At 69.6% G+C, this 15258-nt stretch carries 12 protein-coding genes; 3 read left to right on the forward strand and 9 right to left on the reverse strand.

All coding sequences use genetic code 11. The features are described from left to right. Window positions 1–26: 26 nt before the first annotated feature. On the reverse strand, window positions 27–1259 hold the full coding sequence (gene hemW / locus ADL12_RS47735; RefSeq protein WP_062715413.1) for a radical SAM family heme chaperone HemW: 1233 nt from the start codon (window positions 1257–1259) through the stop codon (window positions 27–29). A 52-nt stretch (window positions 1260–1311) separates the two neighbouring features. After that, the gene (locus tag ADL12_RS47740; protein WP_062715414.1) at window positions 1312–3270 is read right to left on the reverse strand and encodes a SpoIIE family protein phosphatase; all 1959 of its coding nucleotides are present in this window, start codon (window positions 3268–3270) and stop codon (window positions 1312–1314) included. 102 nt (window positions 3271–3372) lie between these two features. On the opposite strand from ADL12_RS47740, the gene ADL12_RS47745 reads away from it, so the two are divergent. Further along, window positions 3373–7269, forward strand: coding sequence for a HAMP domain-containing protein (locus ADL12_RS47745; RefSeq protein WP_107120226.1), 3897 nt, complete (start codon window positions 3373–3375; stop codon window positions 7267–7269). A 12-nt stretch (window positions 7270–7281) separates the two neighbouring features. After that, entirely contained in the window at window positions 7282–7857 is a 576-nt protein-coding gene (locus tag ADL12_RS47750; protein ID WP_062715415.1) for a response regulator, read from the forward strand. Between the two features lie 85 nt (window positions 7858–7942). Here the strand turns inward: ADL12_RS47750 and ADL12_RS47755 are convergent, their stop codons facing one another. Beyond that, window positions 7943–9817 carry an AMP-dependent synthetase/ligase gene (locus ADL12_RS47755; protein ID WP_062715416.1) on the reverse strand — a complete coding sequence of 625 codons (1875 nt, stop codon included), beginning with the start codon at window positions 9815–9817 and terminating at the stop codon, window positions 7943–7945. A 271-nt stretch (window positions 9818–10088) separates the two neighbouring features. Further along, window positions 10089–11957 carry a translation elongation factor 4 gene (lepA, locus tag ADL12_RS47760; protein ID WP_062715417.1) on the reverse strand — a complete coding sequence of 623 codons (1869 nt, stop codon included), beginning with the start codon at window positions 11955–11957 and terminating at the stop codon, window positions 10089–10091. Between the two features lie 220 nt (window positions 11958–12177). Between lepA and rpsT the strand changes: the two genes are divergently transcribed. After that, entirely contained in the window at window positions 12178–12444 is a 267-nt protein-coding gene (rpsT, locus tag ADL12_RS47765; protein WP_015660447.1) for a 30S ribosomal protein S20, read from the forward strand. Between the two features lie 193 nt (window positions 12445–12637). On the opposite strand, the gene ADL12_RS47770 is transcribed toward rpsT, so the two are convergent. The 5 genes from ADL12_RS47770 to ADL12_RS47785 form a co-directional block, all read right to left on the reverse strand. Continuing rightward, the gene (locus ADL12_RS47770) at window positions 12638–13033 is read right to left on the reverse strand and encodes a nuclear transport factor 2 family protein (protein ID WP_062715418.1); all 396 of its coding nucleotides are present in this window, start codon (window positions 13031–13033) and stop codon (window positions 12638–12640) included. After that, window positions 12949–13398: a nuclear transport factor 2 family protein gene (locus ADL12_RS58820; RefSeq protein ID WP_425265226.1), complete on the reverse strand. Its 450-nt coding sequence runs from the start codon at window positions 13396–13398 to the stop codon at window positions 12949–12951. Before ADL12_RS58820 ends, ADL12_RS47770 begins: the two co-directional genes overlap by 85 nt. 116 nt (window positions 13399–13514) lie before the next feature. Further along, complete coding sequence (holA, locus tag ADL12_RS47775; RefSeq protein WP_208614774.1) at window positions 13515–14504, reverse strand: DNA polymerase III subunit delta; 990 nt, start codon at window positions 14502–14504, stop codon at window positions 13515–13517. 62 nt (window positions 14505–14566) lie between these two features. Then, on the reverse strand, window positions 14567–14812 hold the full coding sequence (locus ADL12_RS47780; protein WP_062715419.1) for a hypothetical protein: 246 nt from the start codon (window positions 14810–14812) through the stop codon (window positions 14567–14569). Between the two features lie 71 nt (window positions 14813–14883). Then, window positions 14884–15258: arylamine N-acetyltransferase (locus tag ADL12_RS47785; RefSeq protein ID WP_167364485.1), on the reverse strand; the 375-nt coding region annotated here is incomplete at its 5' end.

A 15258-nucleotide genomic window follows, 5' to 3' on the forward strand; every position in this document is an offset into this window, starting at 1 on the left:
TCGTAGTGATTCACCCTCCGGAGTGATCAGTCCACCAGATCGCGCACCACGGCATCCGCCAGCAACCGCCCCCGCAGCGTCAACACCGCACGCCCCTCCTCGTACGGCCCCTCCTGAAGCAGCCCGTCCCCCAGCGCGCGCCGCGACGCCGCGAGCCCTTCCTCCCGCAACAGCTCCAGCGGCACCCCCTCGCGAAGCCGCAGCTCCAGCAGGATGCGCTCCACCCGCCGATCCTCCTCGGACAGCAGCTCCCGCCCGGCACCCGGCGACCGCCCCGCCGCCAGCGCGGCCGCGTAGGCCCCCGGATGCTTCACGTTCCACCACCGCACCCCGCCCACGTGCGAGTGCGCTCCCGGACCCGCGCCCCACCAGTCCGCACCCCGCCAGTACAGCTCGTTGTGCAGGCAGCGGCCCGCTTCCGAGTTCGCCCAGTTCGAGACCTCGTACCAGTCGAAACCGGCCGCCGTGAGCGCCTCCTCGGCGATCAGGTAGCGGTCCGCGTGCACGTCGTCGTCCGTCATCGGCACCTCGCCGCGGCGGATCCGACGGGCCAGCTGAGTGCCTTCCTCGACGATCAGGGCGTACGCCGACACATGGTCCGGCCCGGCACCCAGCGCCGCCTCCAGCGACGCCCGCCAGTCGTCGTCCGACTCCCCCGGCGTGCCGTAGATCAGGTCCAGGTTCACGTGCTCGAAGCCCGCCGCGCGGGCCTCCGCCACGCAGGCCTCCGGACGCCCCGGCGTGTGGGTCCGGTCCAGCACCTTCAGCACATGCTGCCTCGCGCTCTGCATGCCGAAGGACAGCCGGTTGAAGCCTCCCTCCCGCAGCCGGGCCAGATACGCCGGGTCCACCGAGTCCGGGTTCGCCTCCGTGGTGATCTCCGCGTCCGGCGCCAGTCCGAACTCGTCGCGGATCGCGCCCAGCATCCGTACGAGATCGTCGGCGGCCAGCAGCGTGGGCGTACCGCCGCCGACGAAGACCGTGCGGACCTCGCGCGGGTCGTCGCCGAGGACCTTGCGGGCCAGGCGGATCTCGTCGATCAGCGTCTCGGCGTAGTTGTCGCGGGACGCCAGCACGCCGCCCGTGCCACGCAGCTCGGTCGCCGTGTAGGTGTTGAAGTCGCAGTAGCCGCAGCGGGTCGCGCAGTACGGGACGTGCAGGTAGAAGCCGAGGGGGCGGTCGGCGGACCCGGCGAGCGCGGACGCGGGGAGCGTGCCGTCGTCGGGGACGGGCTCGCCGTCGGGGAGTGCGGAGGGCATGGGTTCTATTGTCCCGTACCCCGCCGGTTACTCGGCCCCGCAGCATCGGCAGCTACTCGGCCTGAAGCACCAGCAGCGCCAGATCGTCCTCCGGCGGACGGCCGCTGAACTCGTGCACCAGCCTCCGGATGCGTTCCGCGATCAGCTGGGCGTTCAGGCCCGCGCACCCGGCGAGCGCGGTCGCGAGGCCGTCGCCGTCGTCGAACTGGCGGGAGCCGCTGCGCCGCTCCGTCACGCCGTCGGTCACGCACAGCAGGGTGTCGCCGGAGCGCAGCTCGAAGGTCTCGCTGGTGTACGTCGCGTCCTCGACGACCCCGAGGAGGGTCTGCGGGTGCGCGGCCGTGTGGACCTCGCCGCCCGCGCCCAGCAGCAACGGCAGCGGGTGTCCGGCGGAGGCGAGGGTGCAGCGGATGCCGCCGTCGAAGGGGGTGAGTTCGCCGTACAGCAGGGACAGGAAGCGGGTCTGCGGGCCGTCTCCCGGGGGGACCGGGCCGACCAGCGCACGAGCCGCGGCGTCGGCGGCCTCCGTGGCGTCGTCGAGGAGGAGCTGGTTGAGGCGGTCGAGGACGTCGGCGACGCGGTACCCCTCGCGGGCGAGGAGCCGCAGCCAGGGCCGCGCGATGCCGATCACCACGGCCGCCTCGGGGCCTTTGCCCTGGACGTCGCCGATGGCGAAGCACCAGCGGCCGTCGCCGGCCGGGAAGAGGTCGTAGAAGTCGCCGCTCGGGCCGCCCTTGTCGCACGGCTCGTACACCAGGGCGCTGGCCACTCCGGGGATCTCCGCGACGGCGCCGGGCAGCAGTCCGCGCTGCAGGACCCGGCTGATGGTGGCCTGCCGGGCGTACTGGCGGGCGGCGCCGATGGCGAGGGCCACCCGGCGGGCGAGGTCCTCGACGAGTCCGGTGACCTCGTCGGGGAAGCGCATGAGGTCGGCCCGCCCGATGACCAGCGTGCCCAGCGGGCGGCCACCGGCGATCAGGCGGTACGCGAGCGCGGTGCCGCGCACCCCGCGCGCGCCGAGCGCCTCGCCGGGCCAGGGATAGGGGACGGGCCCGGTGCGGTGGCTGTCGGGGGACTGGTGGCTGTCGGGGGAATGCGGCGGCTCCTTCTCCAGGGCGCGCCGGAGTTCCTCGATGAGGTTCTCGGAGCCGTGCCAGACGCGGGCGAGCCGGGGCCCGGCGCCGGCGACGACGTCCGCCGTCCAGCCTCCCGCGCCGTCGGCGTCACCGGATCGGGGGTATCCCCAGCGTCCGGCCATCTCGTCCTCCAGCCACACCGCGCACCAGTCCGCCAGCCGCGGCACGATCAGCTGGCCGGCGAGGGCGGCGACCAGGTTCTCGTCGAGCTGCCCGGCGAGCAGGTCGGAGGCCTCGGCGAGGAAGGACAGGGCGCCCCGGTTGAGCCAGTCGCGGTCCCGCTCGGCGCGCTGGGGCTCCGGGGCGAGGATCTCGGCGACGCGCAGCCCGCGCTCCAGCGCGCGCTCCTCGGCGTACGCCTCGATGTCGTCCCTGGTGGCCATGGGGTCCTCGGCGGGCAGCCGCGCCCACACGATCTTGGCGCCGGTGCGGTAGGTGACGCCCCAGGACTCGGCGAGCCGGGACACCAGCCGCAGACCGCGCCCGTACTCCGGTGTCTCGTACGGCGCCTCGATCTCCCCGTCGCGCGGGGCGCGGGAGGGGTGGTGGTCCAGGACCTCGACGACGAGGGCGCCGGTGTCCTCCTCCAGCCGGCAGGTGAGCTCGACATCGGTACCGGCGTGTACGACGGCGTTGGTGACGAGCTCGCTGACGGCCACGACGGCGTCGTCGACGAGACGGTCGGTGAGGTGTTCGGTGCCGGGGAGACCGGAGGCGGCCCATTCGGTGAGGGCGGAGCGCACGACGGTGCGGGCGGAGCCCGGGGAGAGGGGGCTGCCGGGGAGGGTGGTGCGGGTCTCGGGGCAGCCTCGCTCGTGCCCAGGCACACCAGAGGCACGGGTAACGGTCTCCCGTTGCGCCGGAATGGCCCCCATGGACAGCTCCCCGAACGGTTCGGACGAATACTCCTCAGTCGACGCCGACAGAGTGACAGACTGGCCACGCCCATAAGCACCGAGTTACCGAAGTGGGCCGCCATGAGTGAGAACCGTGCTACGCGTGTGCTCAAGGACGGACAGATAGACGGTCAAATTCGAGCATCGGAGTTGCGCCCGCTGCTCGCCGCGATGACCGCGGCCCGGGACGGCGACTTTCGCAGACTGCCGGAGGCCGGTGAGGGAGTGGTCGCCGAACTGACGGCGGTGTTCAACCAGGTCATGGACCGCAGCACCCACTTCAACGCCGAAGTGCAGCGGGTCAAGCGGGAGCTGGTGCGCCACGGCAGACTCGACGAGCGGCTCTCGGCGAGCCCGGGTCAGGGCGACTGGACGACCCGAGTCAACGACGTCAACCACGTGCTCGACGCCCTGGTGGCCCCGGCGGCGAACGCGACGCGCGTGCTTGACGCGGTGGCCGGCGGCGACCTCACCCAGCGCGTCGATCTGCACGACGGCAGCCGCCAGTTACGCGGCGACCTGCGCCGCCTCGGCCGGGCCGTGAACAAGATGGTCGACCAGCTCTCCCTGTTCACCGGCGAGGTCACCCGCGTCGCCCGCGAGGTCGGCACCGAGGGCCGGCTGGGCGGCCGGGCCAAGGTGCAGGGCCTGTCGGGAAGTTGGCGGGACGTGACCGAGGCCGTCAACACGATGGCGTCCCGGCTGACGGCGCAGGTGCGTGACATCGCCCTGGTGACCACGGCGGTGGCCCGCGGCGACCTGACGCGGACGGTCACCGTCGAGGCGACCGGCGAGCTGCTCGAGCTGAAGCTGACCGTCAACACGATGGTGGACCAGCTCTCCGCGTTCGCCGACGAGGTGACGAGGGTCGCCCGCGAGGTGGGCACGGAAGGGCAGCTGGGCGGTCGGGCGCAGGTGCGGGGTGTCTCCGGCGTCTGGAAGGACCTCACCGACAACGTCAACTTCATGGCGTCGAACCTGACCTCCCAGGTCCGCAACATCGCTCAGGTGACGACGGCCGTGGCCAACGGCGACCTGAGCCAGAAGATCACCGTCGACGCCCAGGGCGAGATCCTCGAACTGAAGTCGACCATCAACACGATGGTGGACCAGCTCTCCGCCTTCGCCGACGAGGTGACCCGCGTCGCCCGCGAGGTCGGCACCGAAGGCAACCTCGGCGCGCAGGTGCGAGGCGTGTCCGGCGTCTGGAAGGACCTCACCGACAACGTCAACTTCATGGCGCTGAACCTGACCTCCCAGGTCCGCAACATCGCCCAGGTGACGACGGCCGTCGCCAACGGCGACCTGTCGAAGAAGATCACCGTCGACGCGCGCGGCGAGATCCTGGAACTGAAGGACACCGTCAACACGATGGTGGAGCAGCTGCGCGCCTTCGCCGACGAGGTGACGAGGGTCGCCCGCGAGGTCGGCACCGACGGCCGGCTCGGCGGCCGTGCCCAGGTGCTGGGCGTCTCCGGCGTGTGGCGGGACCTGACGGACAACGTCAACTACATGGCCGACAACCTCACTTCCCAGGTGCGGAACATCGCCCAGGTGACGACGGCCGTCGCCAACGGCGACCTCTCCAAGAAGATCGACGTGGACGCGCGCGGCGAGATCCTGGAGCTGAAGACCGCCATCAACACCATGGTCGACACCCTCTCCTCCTTCTCCTCCGAGGTCACCCGCGTGGCCCGCGAGGTGGGCTCCGAGGGCCAACTGGGCGGCCAGGCACGGGTGGAGGGTGTATACGGCACCTGGAAGCGCCTGACGACGAACGTGAACGAACTCGCGTCGAACCTGACCACCCAGGTCCGCGCGATCGCCGAGGTCGCCTCCGCCGTGGCTCAGGGCGACATGTCCCGCTCGATCACCGTGGAGACGCAGGGCGAGGTCGCCGAGCTGAAGGACAACATCAACCTGATGGTGGCCAACCTGCGCGAGACGACCCGCGCGAAGGACTGGCTGGAGTCCAACCTGGCCCGCCTCGCCGCGCTGATGCAGGGCCACCGCGACCTGATGGAGGTCGCCGACCTGCTGCTGCGCGAACTGACGCCGCTGGTGAACGCCCAGTACGGCGCGTTCTTCCTGGCCGACCCGGACGAGGAGAGCGCCGGGCTGCGCACCAGCGTTCCCGCGAAGGGACTCGCGTTCATCGCCGGATACGGCTCGGCCCAGGGCACGACCATCGAGACCGGCGGCCTCCCGGTGCACGGCCTGGTCCGGCAGGCGGCCCGCGAGAAGAAGCGGATCCTCGTCGAGGAGGCCCCACCGGACTACATCAAGATCAACAGCGGGCTCGGCGAGGCGGCCCCCACCAGCGTCGTCATCATCCCGATCCTCTTCGAGGACAAGCTCCTCGGGGTGATCGAACTGGCGTCATTCTCCCGCTTCTCCGACGTGCACCTGGCGTTCTTCGACCAGTTCGTGAACACCATCGCCGTCGCGATCAACACGATCATCGCCAACTCCCGTACGGAGTCCCTGCTGGGCGAGTCCCAGCGCCTGGCCATGCAGCTCCAGGAACGCTCGGACGAACTGCAGATGCAGCAGGCGGAGTTGCAGCGCTCCAACGCCGAGCTGGAGGAGAAGGCCGCCCTGCTCGCGACGTCCTCGCAGTACAAGTCGGAGTTCCTGGCGAACATGTCGCACGAGCTGCGCACACCCCTGAACTCCCTGCTGATCCTGGCGAGGTTGCTGTCGGACAACCCGGACGGCCACCTCTCCGACCAGGAGGTGCAGTTCGCGACGACGATCCACCGCTCCGGCTCGGACCTCCTCCAGCTGATCAACGACATCCTGGACCTGTCGAAGATCGAGGCCGGCCGGATGGACGTACGCCCGAAGAAGCTGCCGCTCATCAAGCTGCTGGACTACGTCCACGCCACCTTCCGCCCGCTCACCCTCGACCGGGGGCTCGCCTTCGAGCTGTCCGTCGGCGAGGACGTGCCGCGCGAGATGTACTCGGACGAGCAGCGCCTCCAGCAGATCCTGCGCAACCTCCTCTCCAACGCGATCAAGTTCACCGCGTCGGGCCGGGTCGAGCTGCGGGTGAACCGGGTGAAGGACCCCGAGCACCAATGGGGTTCCCCCCGCTCGAGCGAAGTCGAGAGTGGGGGAGTCCGCGAGGGCGACGAGGTGATCGCGTTCGCGGTGTCCGACACCGGTATCGGCATCGCGGCGGAGAAGCTCCCGGTGATCTTCGAGGCGTTCCAGCAGGCCGACGGCACCACCAACCGCAAGTACGGCGGCACGGGCCTCGGCCTGTCCATCAGCCGGGAGATCGCGGGCCTGCTGGGCGGCCGTATCGTCGCCGAGAGCGAACCCGGCAAGGGCTCCACCTTCACGCTGTACGTCCCGGTCGTCAGCCCCGGCCACGCGGCGACCGGCCCGGTGCCCGAGAACCGTCCGCTGCCGGTGCCGGAGCAGCTGTCGGCCGAGCGCTTCTCCACCGCCCACGACGCGGACGACGCCTGGCCGACACCGACCAAGCTGGAGTCATGGCAGACGGGCCGGGCGGGCCAGGTGCTCCCGGGCCGACGGGTGTTGATAGTGGACGACGACATCCGCAACGTCTTCGCGCTCACCCATGTCCTGGGCCGGGTCGGCATGCCGGTCCTGTACGCCGAGAACGGCCGCGAGGGCATCGAGACGCTGGAGCGCAACCCGGACGTCGAACTCGTCCTGATGGACATCATGATGCCGGAGATGGACGGCTACGAGACCATCTCCGCCATCCGCCGCACCCCGCGCTGGACGGACCTGCCCATCGTCGCGCTGACCGCCAAGGCCATGCCCGGTGACCGGGAGAAATCCATCGCGCGGGGGGCCAACGACTACGTACCGAAACCGGTGGACGTGGATCAGCTCCTGACCGTCGTCTGCGACCTCCTGGACCCCGAGGGCGCGGACGGTACGGCGACGGACGCCACGGACGCCCCCACCGAGGAACCGGCGGCTGCGCCGACGACTGAATGAGGACTGCTCACCATGACCGCTGAGGCAACGACCGACGAGCGTGCCGGCATCCTCCTGGTCGACGACATGGAGGACAACCTGATAGCGCTCGAGGCCGTACTGGGGTCCCTCAACGAGCCGCTCGTGCGCGCACGTTCGGGCGAGGAGGCGATGAAGGCGCTGCTCCGGCAACGCTTCGCCCTCGTCCTGCTCGACGTCCGCATGCCCGGTATGGACGGCTTCGAGACCGCCACGAACATCAAACGGCTCGACCAGACCAAGGACGTCCCGATCATCTTCCTGACCGGCACGGAGGACGAACCGGGCTACGCCTTCCGCGGCTATGCGACGGGCGCCGCGGACTACTTGACCAAGCCGTTCGATCCGTGGGTGCTGCGGGCGAAGGTCAGCGTTTTCCTCGACCTGCACCGCAAGAACCAGCAGCTGGCACGGCTACTGACACAGAAGCCAACGCACAGTGCCGAGTTCCTCATACGACTGGCAGCCCTGGAGAAAGAGCTGGACAGGGGGAACCCTCCGGACGTCGCCAAGCTGCGCAACCAGGTCCGGGAATTACGGCAACTGGTAAGCGGACGGCCAGTGTCCTGACCTCTAGGGGCGCGGGGAACTGCGCGACCAGCCACGACGAACCGTCAGCCGCCACGCAGTCCCCCAGCACCCCTCCGCTACGGCGCTACGCCTCCCGCGTACCCGCGTACATCTCCTCGATAAGCCCCTTGTACTCCCGCTCCACAACCGGCCGCTTCAACTTCAGACTCGGCGTGATCTCCCCGTGCTCCACATCGAGATCCCGCGGCAGGAGCCGGAACTTCTTGATCGTCTGCCACTTCTGAAGCCCCTCGTTGAGCTTCCTGACGTACCCGTCGACCATCTCGACGGTGGCCGCCGCGGCGACGACCTCCGCGTACGACTTCCCGGAGAGCCCGTTCTCCTCGGCCCACGCCAGGATCGAGGGCTCGTCCAGCGCGATCAGCGCCGTGCAGAAGTTCCGGTCGGCCCCGTGCACCAGGATGTTGGAGACGTACGGGCACACCGCCTTGAACTGCCCCTCGACCTCGGCCGGCGCGATGTACTTGCCGCCCGACGTCTTGATGAGGTCCTTCTTGCGGTCGGTGATGCGCAGGTACCCGTCCGGGGACAGCTCGCCGATGTCGCCGGTGTGGAACCAGCCGTCGGCCTCCAGCACCTCCGCGGTCTTGTCCGCCAGCCCGTGGTAGCCCTCCATGATCCCGGGGCCTCGCAGCAGGATCTCCCCGTCATCGGCGATGCGGACCTCCGTGCCGGGCAGGGGCTTGCCGACCGTGCCGGTGCGGTAGGCCTCGCCGGGGTTCACGAAGGACGCGGCCGAGGACTCCGTGAGCCCGTAGCCCTCCAGGATGTGGATGCCGGCGCCGGCGAAGAAGTAGCCGATCTCCGGGGAGAGGGCGGCGCTGCCCGACACACAGGCGCGCAGGTTGCCGCCGAAGGCCTCGCGGATCTTGGCGTACACGAGCGCGTCGGCGACCTTGTGCTTGGCGGCGAGACCGAAGGGCGCGGAGTGGGTGCCGGTGCGCCGGAAGTTGTCCTGGGTGACCTTGGCGTACTCGCGGGCGACCTCGGCGGCCCACTGGAAGATCTTGTACTTGGCGCCGCCGGCCGCGCGGGCCTTGGCGGCGACCCCGTTGTAGACCTTCTCGAAGATGCGCGGCACGGCCGCCATGTACGTCGGCTGCACGACCGGCAGATTCTCGATGATCTTGTCGACGCGGCCGTCGACGGCGGTGACGTGCCCGACCTCGATCTGGCCGGAGGTGAGCACCTTGCCGAAGACGTGCGCGAGCGGCAGCCACAGGTACTGCACGTCGTCGGGGCCGACCAGCCCGGTCGCGGCGATCGCCTTCGCCATGTACGCCCAGTTGTCGTGCGGCAGTCGTACGCCCTTGGGGCGGCCGGTGGTGCCGGAGGTGTAGATGAGGGTGGCGAGCTGGTCCTTGGTGATCGCGCCGACCCGCTCCTTGATCAGGTCGGCGTCCTTCTCCAGCCGGGCCGCGCCGCGCTTCTCCAGCTCGTCGAGGGTGAGGATCCAGTCGGCGGTCTCGACGCCGGCCGGGTCGATGACGACGACGTGGGTCAGGTTCGGCAGCTCGGCGCGCTTCTCCTGCGCCTTGGCCAGCTGCGCCGCGTCCTCGGCGATCAGCACCCGGCTCTCGGAGTCGGAGAGGATGAACGCCGACTCGTCGGCGTTGGTCTGCGGATACACGGTGGTGGTGGCCGCGCCGGCGCACATGATGCCCAGGTCGGCGAGGATCCACTCGATCCGGGTCGAGGAGGCGAGGGCCACCCGCTGCTCGGGCTGGACGCCCAGCTCGATGAGGCCGGCCGCGATCGCGTAGACCCGCTCGGCGGCCTGCGCCCAGCTCAGCGACTTCCACTCGTCCGGGCCCTGCCCCGAGGCCGCCGGTACAGGATGGCGATACGCCTCGGCCTCCGGTGTGGCCGTCACGCGCTCCAGGAAGAGGGTCGCCACGCTCGGCGGACGGTTCTCGATCAGTGTCTGTGTGTCGCTCACGACATCCTCCGGGCCCGCGACTGTGCGGCTGGCTCAATAGCCGGCTTTGCGGCCGGCTCATTACGGCGGTCTTCACTCGCGAGTCGTTGTTTAACTCGCGAGTAACTATCGAGCAGGCATCAGAGTAAAGGTCGACCGGCCACCGCGTAAGGGTCTGCGGCCTGTCACTTCCACCAGATGGCTACCCCCTGTACGTACAGAGGCCCGCCGCACTTGCGTACGACGGGCCCCTGTTGCACCGGTTTGCCGGGTCACCGAGTATTACCGGCGGTTACTTCTTGCCCTTGCCCGACCCCGCGCTGTCATCACTGCTCAGTACGGCGATGAAGGCCTCCTGCGGAACCTCCACGGAACCCACCATCTTCATCCGCTTCTTGCCTTCCTTCTGCTTCTCCAGCAGCTTGCGCTTACGGGAGATGTCACCGCCGTAGCACTTGGCGAGGACGTCCTTGCGGATGGCGCGGATGGTCTCGCGGGCGATGACCCGGGAGCCGATGGCGGCCTGGATGGGCACCTCGAAGGCCTGCCGCGGGATGAGCTCGCGCAGCTTGGCGACGAGCCGCACGCCGTACGCGTACGCCGCGTCCTTGTGCGTGATCGCCGAGAAGGCGTCGACCTTGTCGCCGTGCAGCAGGATGTCGACCTTGACCAGGCTGGAGGTCTGCTCGCCGGTGGGCTCGTAGTCGAGTGAGGCGTACCCGCGGGTCTTGGACTTCAGCTGGTCGAAGAAGTCGAAGACGATCTCGGCGAGCGGCAGGGTGTAGCGGATCTCGACCCGGTCCTCGGAGAGGTAGTCCATGCCGAGGAGGGTGCCGCGCCGGGTCTGGCACAGCTCCATGATCGAGCCGATGAACTCGGTCGGCGCGAGGATCGTGGCGCGTACGACGGGCTCGTACACCTCGTTGATCTTGCCCTCGGGGAACTCGCTCGGGTTGGTGACGGTGTGCTCGCTGCCGTCCTCCATCACCACCCGGTAGACCACGTTCGGCGCGGTCGCGATGAGATCGAGCCCGAACTCACGCTCCAGACGCTCCCGGATCACGTCGAGGTGAAGGAGCCCCAGGAAGCCGACGCGGAAGCCGAAGCCGAGGGCGGCGGAGGTCTCCGGCTCGTAGACCAGCGCGGCGTCATTGAGCTGGAGCTTGTCGAGGGCCTCGCGCAGCTCGGGGTAGTCGGAGCCGTCCAGCGGATACAGGCCGGAGAAGACCATGGGCTTCGGGTCCTTGTAGCCGCCGAGGGCCTCCGTCGCGCCCTTCTGCTGGCTGGTGACGGTGTCACCGACCTTGGACTGGCGGACGTCCTTCACACCGGTGATCAGATAGCCCACCTCGCCGACGCCGAGGCCGTCGGCGGACAGCATCTCGGGCGAGTTCGTCCCGATCTCCAGCAGCTCGTGCGTGGCGCCCGTCGACATCATCTTGATGCGCTCGCGCTTGTTGAGCTGGCCGTCGATGACACGGACGTACGTGACCACGCCCCGGTAGGAGTCGTAGACCGAGTCGAAGATCATCGCGCGGGCGGGGGCGTCCTTGACGCCGACCGGCGCGGGGACCTCCTTGACCACCCTGTCGAGCAGGGCGTCGACACCGACACCGGTCTTGGCGGAGACCCGCAGCACGTCGTCGGGCTCGCAGCCGACCAGGTTGGCGAGCTCCTCGGCGAACTTCTCGGGCTGCGCGGCCGGCAGGTCGATCTTGTTCAGTACGGGGATGATCGTGAGGTCGTTCTCCATCGCCAGGTACAGGTTGGCGAGGGTCTGGGCCTCGATGCCCTGGGCGGCGTCCACGAGGAGGATGGTCCCCTCGCAGGCGGCGAGCGACCGCGAGACCTCGTAGGTGAAGTCGACGTGCCCCGGGGTGTCGATCATGTTGAGGATGTGCGTGTTGCCGGGTTCGTGGGTGGGAGCCCACGGCAGCCGCACCGCCTGGGACTTGATCGTGATGCCGCGCTCGCGCTCGATGTCCATCCGGTCGAGGTACTGAGCACGCATCTGCCGCTGCTCGACCACACCGGTCAGCTGGAGCATCCGGTCGGCGAGCGTGGACTTGCCGTGGTCGATGTGCGCGATGATGCAGAAATTGCGGATCAGAGCCGGGTCGGTACGGCTCGGCTCGGGCACATTGTTAGGGGTCGCGGGCACGCAGGGTCCTGTCTCTTGAGGCGCCTTATGCCTCGGGTCGGATCGATACGTAGCTTCCATGGTCCCACGGGCGGCGACCGAGGACCGTTTTGGGCCGTCCGCTGAGCCACTGGTAGTCTGGGTGGCTGTGTCTCATGCCCTCTCAGCGCGAGGCACACTCCAGAAAATCACCGGTACGGGTCCCGTGCGGCCCCGTGCCAGAACCTGAAAAGGCTCATTCGTGGCGAACATCAAGTCCCAGATCAAGCGGATCAAGACCAACGAGAAGGCTCGGCTGCGCAACAAGGCCGTCAAGTCCTCCCTGAAGACCGCGATCCGCAAGGCCCGTGAGGCTGCTGCCGCGGGTGACGTCGAGAAGGCCACCGAGTACCAGCGCGCTGCTGCGCGTCAGCTCGACAAGGCCGTCTCCAAGGGCGTCATCCACAAGAACCAGGCTGCCAACAAGAAGTCGGCGCTGGCTTCGAAGGTCGCGTCCCTCAAGGGCTGACACTTGATTTGATCGCCGGAGGGAATCGAGCGGGCCCTCTCTCATCCGCTCCCGTCCGGCACCCCGAGCCTGTACGCGGCCTGCGTTCGCCACGCGGGTACGGGCTCAGCAGCTTGAATCGAAGGCCCCGGCACCTCGCCCTTCCCCAGGGCGGGTGCCGGGGCCTTCGGCATGCGTGGGTGACGGTCGGCCATCAGCCCCAGAAGTCGTTGCTCTGGTCGATGTCCTCGATGCACTCGTCGATGTCGGTCATCTTGTCCCCGACGATCCGGAAGACGAGGGCTCCGTTCTCGTCGAGGTGCTTGCCGTTCCGGTCGGCCTGGAAGCGGTGCACGGAGACAGCGTGCCCACGACCGTCGACGAGGATGTTGCGAAGATCGACCTGAATCGTCCCGTTGGTCTCCTCGAAGAGCCGACCGTACATGCCGATACACGCGTCCTGCCCCTTGAAGTCGCCCGACAACGGGTGGCTTCCGGGCACGTGGTGCGTGCAGTCACCGGCCATCAGCCCACGCAGGGCATCCATGTCGCCCCGTATGAAGGCCTCGTAGCCCTTGCGGACGAGCTGGGCGTGCGGGTGTTCAGCCATGGCAACCGCCACCTCTCCCTCGCATGGATTGTTACGGCTGATACGCCTGATTGTCCTCTGCGGCGGAGAGAAGGCCAGTGGATCACGACCAGAAGTCGTCGAGGGCGTCCAGGTCGTCGAAGCACTCGTCGAGGTCGGTGGCCTTGTCCCCGACGATCCCGCCGTCCAGCTCGATGCGCTTTCGAAGAACCGCGGAACACGTCGAGAATCGCGTCCTGCCCCTTGTAGTCGCCCGCCGGCGCATGACTGCCAGGGAAGTGGTACGTGCAGTCCCCGGCCAACAGCCCACGCAGGCTGTCCAGGTCACCGCGCGTGAAGGCTTCGTAGCCCTTGCGGACGAGCGCCGCGCGCGGGTGTTCAGCCATGGCCGGAGCCACCTCTCCGTCGCCTCGGCGATTACGGGTCCCAGTGAAACGGGCGGTGACTCATCAGCGCAGGCGAGCGGGTTGGTGCGGCCGGCCGCAATGCGGAGGAGGGCGCCCTAAGTCCGTCCCCTCGACCGCGCCGCTCGCGCGATGGCGACGACCGCCTTCTCCAGGGCGTACCCGGGGTCGTCCCCGCCGCCCTTCACACCGGCGTCGGCCTCGGCGACCGCCTGCAGAGCGACCGCCACTCCGTCGGGCGTCCACCCCCGCATCTGCTGTCGGACGCGGTCGATCTTCCAGGGCGGCATGCCCAGCTCACGAGCGAGGTCGGCGGGGCGGCCGCCGCGCGCGGAGGACAGCTTGCCGATGGCCCGCACGCCCTGCGCGAGCGCGCTGGTGATCATGACGGGCGCCACGCCGGTGGCGAGGGACCACCGCAGCGCCTCCAGCGCCTCCGCCGCCCGCCCCTCGACCGCCCGGTCGGCCACGGTGAAGCTCGACGCCTCCGCGCGGCCGGTGTAGTACCGCCCGACGACGGCCTCGTCGATCGTCCCCTCGACATCGGCGACCAGCTGACTCACCGCGGACGCCAGCTCCCGCAGATCGCTCCCGATGGCGTCGACCAGCGCCTGACAGGCCTCGGGCGTCGCGGACCGCCCGGTCGCCCGGAACTCACTGCGCACGAACGCCAGCCGGTCCGCCGGCTTGGTCATCTTCGGGCACGCCACCTCCCGCGCTCCCGCCTTGCGCGCGGCGTCGAGCAGCTTCTTGCCCTTGACCCCACCGGCGTGCAGCAGCACCAGGGTGATCTCCTCGGCCGGCGACCCCAGATACGCCGTCACGTCCTTGATCGTGTCGGCCGACAGATCCTGCGCATTGCGCACGACCACGACCTTGCGCTCCGCGAACAGCGAGGGGCTGGTCAACTCGGCCAGCGTGCCCGGCTGCAACTGCTCCGGTGTCAGATCCCGCACATCCGTGTCGGCGTCGGCGGCCCTGGCGGCGACCACCACCTCCCGCACGGCACGATCGAGCAGCAGCTCCTCCTGACCCACGGCGAGGGTCACGGGGGCGAGGGGGTCGTCAGTCGCACTCTTCCTGGCCATCGCGACAAGCATGGCACGGCCCACTGACAACGCGGCTCGTCCGGGTCGCCGCCGGCCGGCGCCTACGGCTCCTCACGCCAGCCGTCCCACTTCCCCGCGAACTCGTCCAGCTCCCTGGGATCGAGCCGCCCCTCCTCGTCCCGCAGCACCACCAACCACTGCGCATCCTCGGCATCGTCCTCCCCGGCCAGCGCATCCCGCACCAGCCACGGCTCCTCATCGATCCCGAACCGCTCCCCGAGCGCCTCCGCGACCTCCTCCGCCGCGTCACGATCGGGCAGCACCAGCACATGTCTCACATCGCTCACGGAGCCATTTTCCGGCACGCCGGCCGCTGACAACCGCCGGCCCTCGACCGCTCGCACGCCGCCCCGCCCGCTCACCCGCGCCGATCGGCGCCCCGCACTGTCGGCACCCGGTCCAGCTCGATCCCGAACCGCTCCCGGTACACCCGCAGCACCTCCTGGTCCGTGCCCAACTCCCGCTCCTCACGTGTCCCGTCGGCCGCCGTCTCCTTGAACGTGCGCCCGCTGAGCGTGATCCGCCCTCCCTCCTCCGTCACCCGCGAACACACCAGCGACTGCGTGAAGTGCGAGCTCGGCGAGGTGCTGTGCCACCACGCCCCGGCCACGAAGTCGCCGAGCACCCGCGGCCGCCGCTCCAGCCGGTACTCCGGTCTGCCGTCCATGACGACGTCCAGGTCCGCCGCCTCCGCCACATCGTGCCCACCGCGCACCCCGGCCGCGTCCGGGCC

The organism is Streptomyces regalis (genome assembly GCF_001509475.1).
Classification (GTDB): Bacteria; Actinomycetota; Actinomycetes; order Streptomycetales; family Streptomycetaceae; genus Streptomyces; species Streptomyces regalis.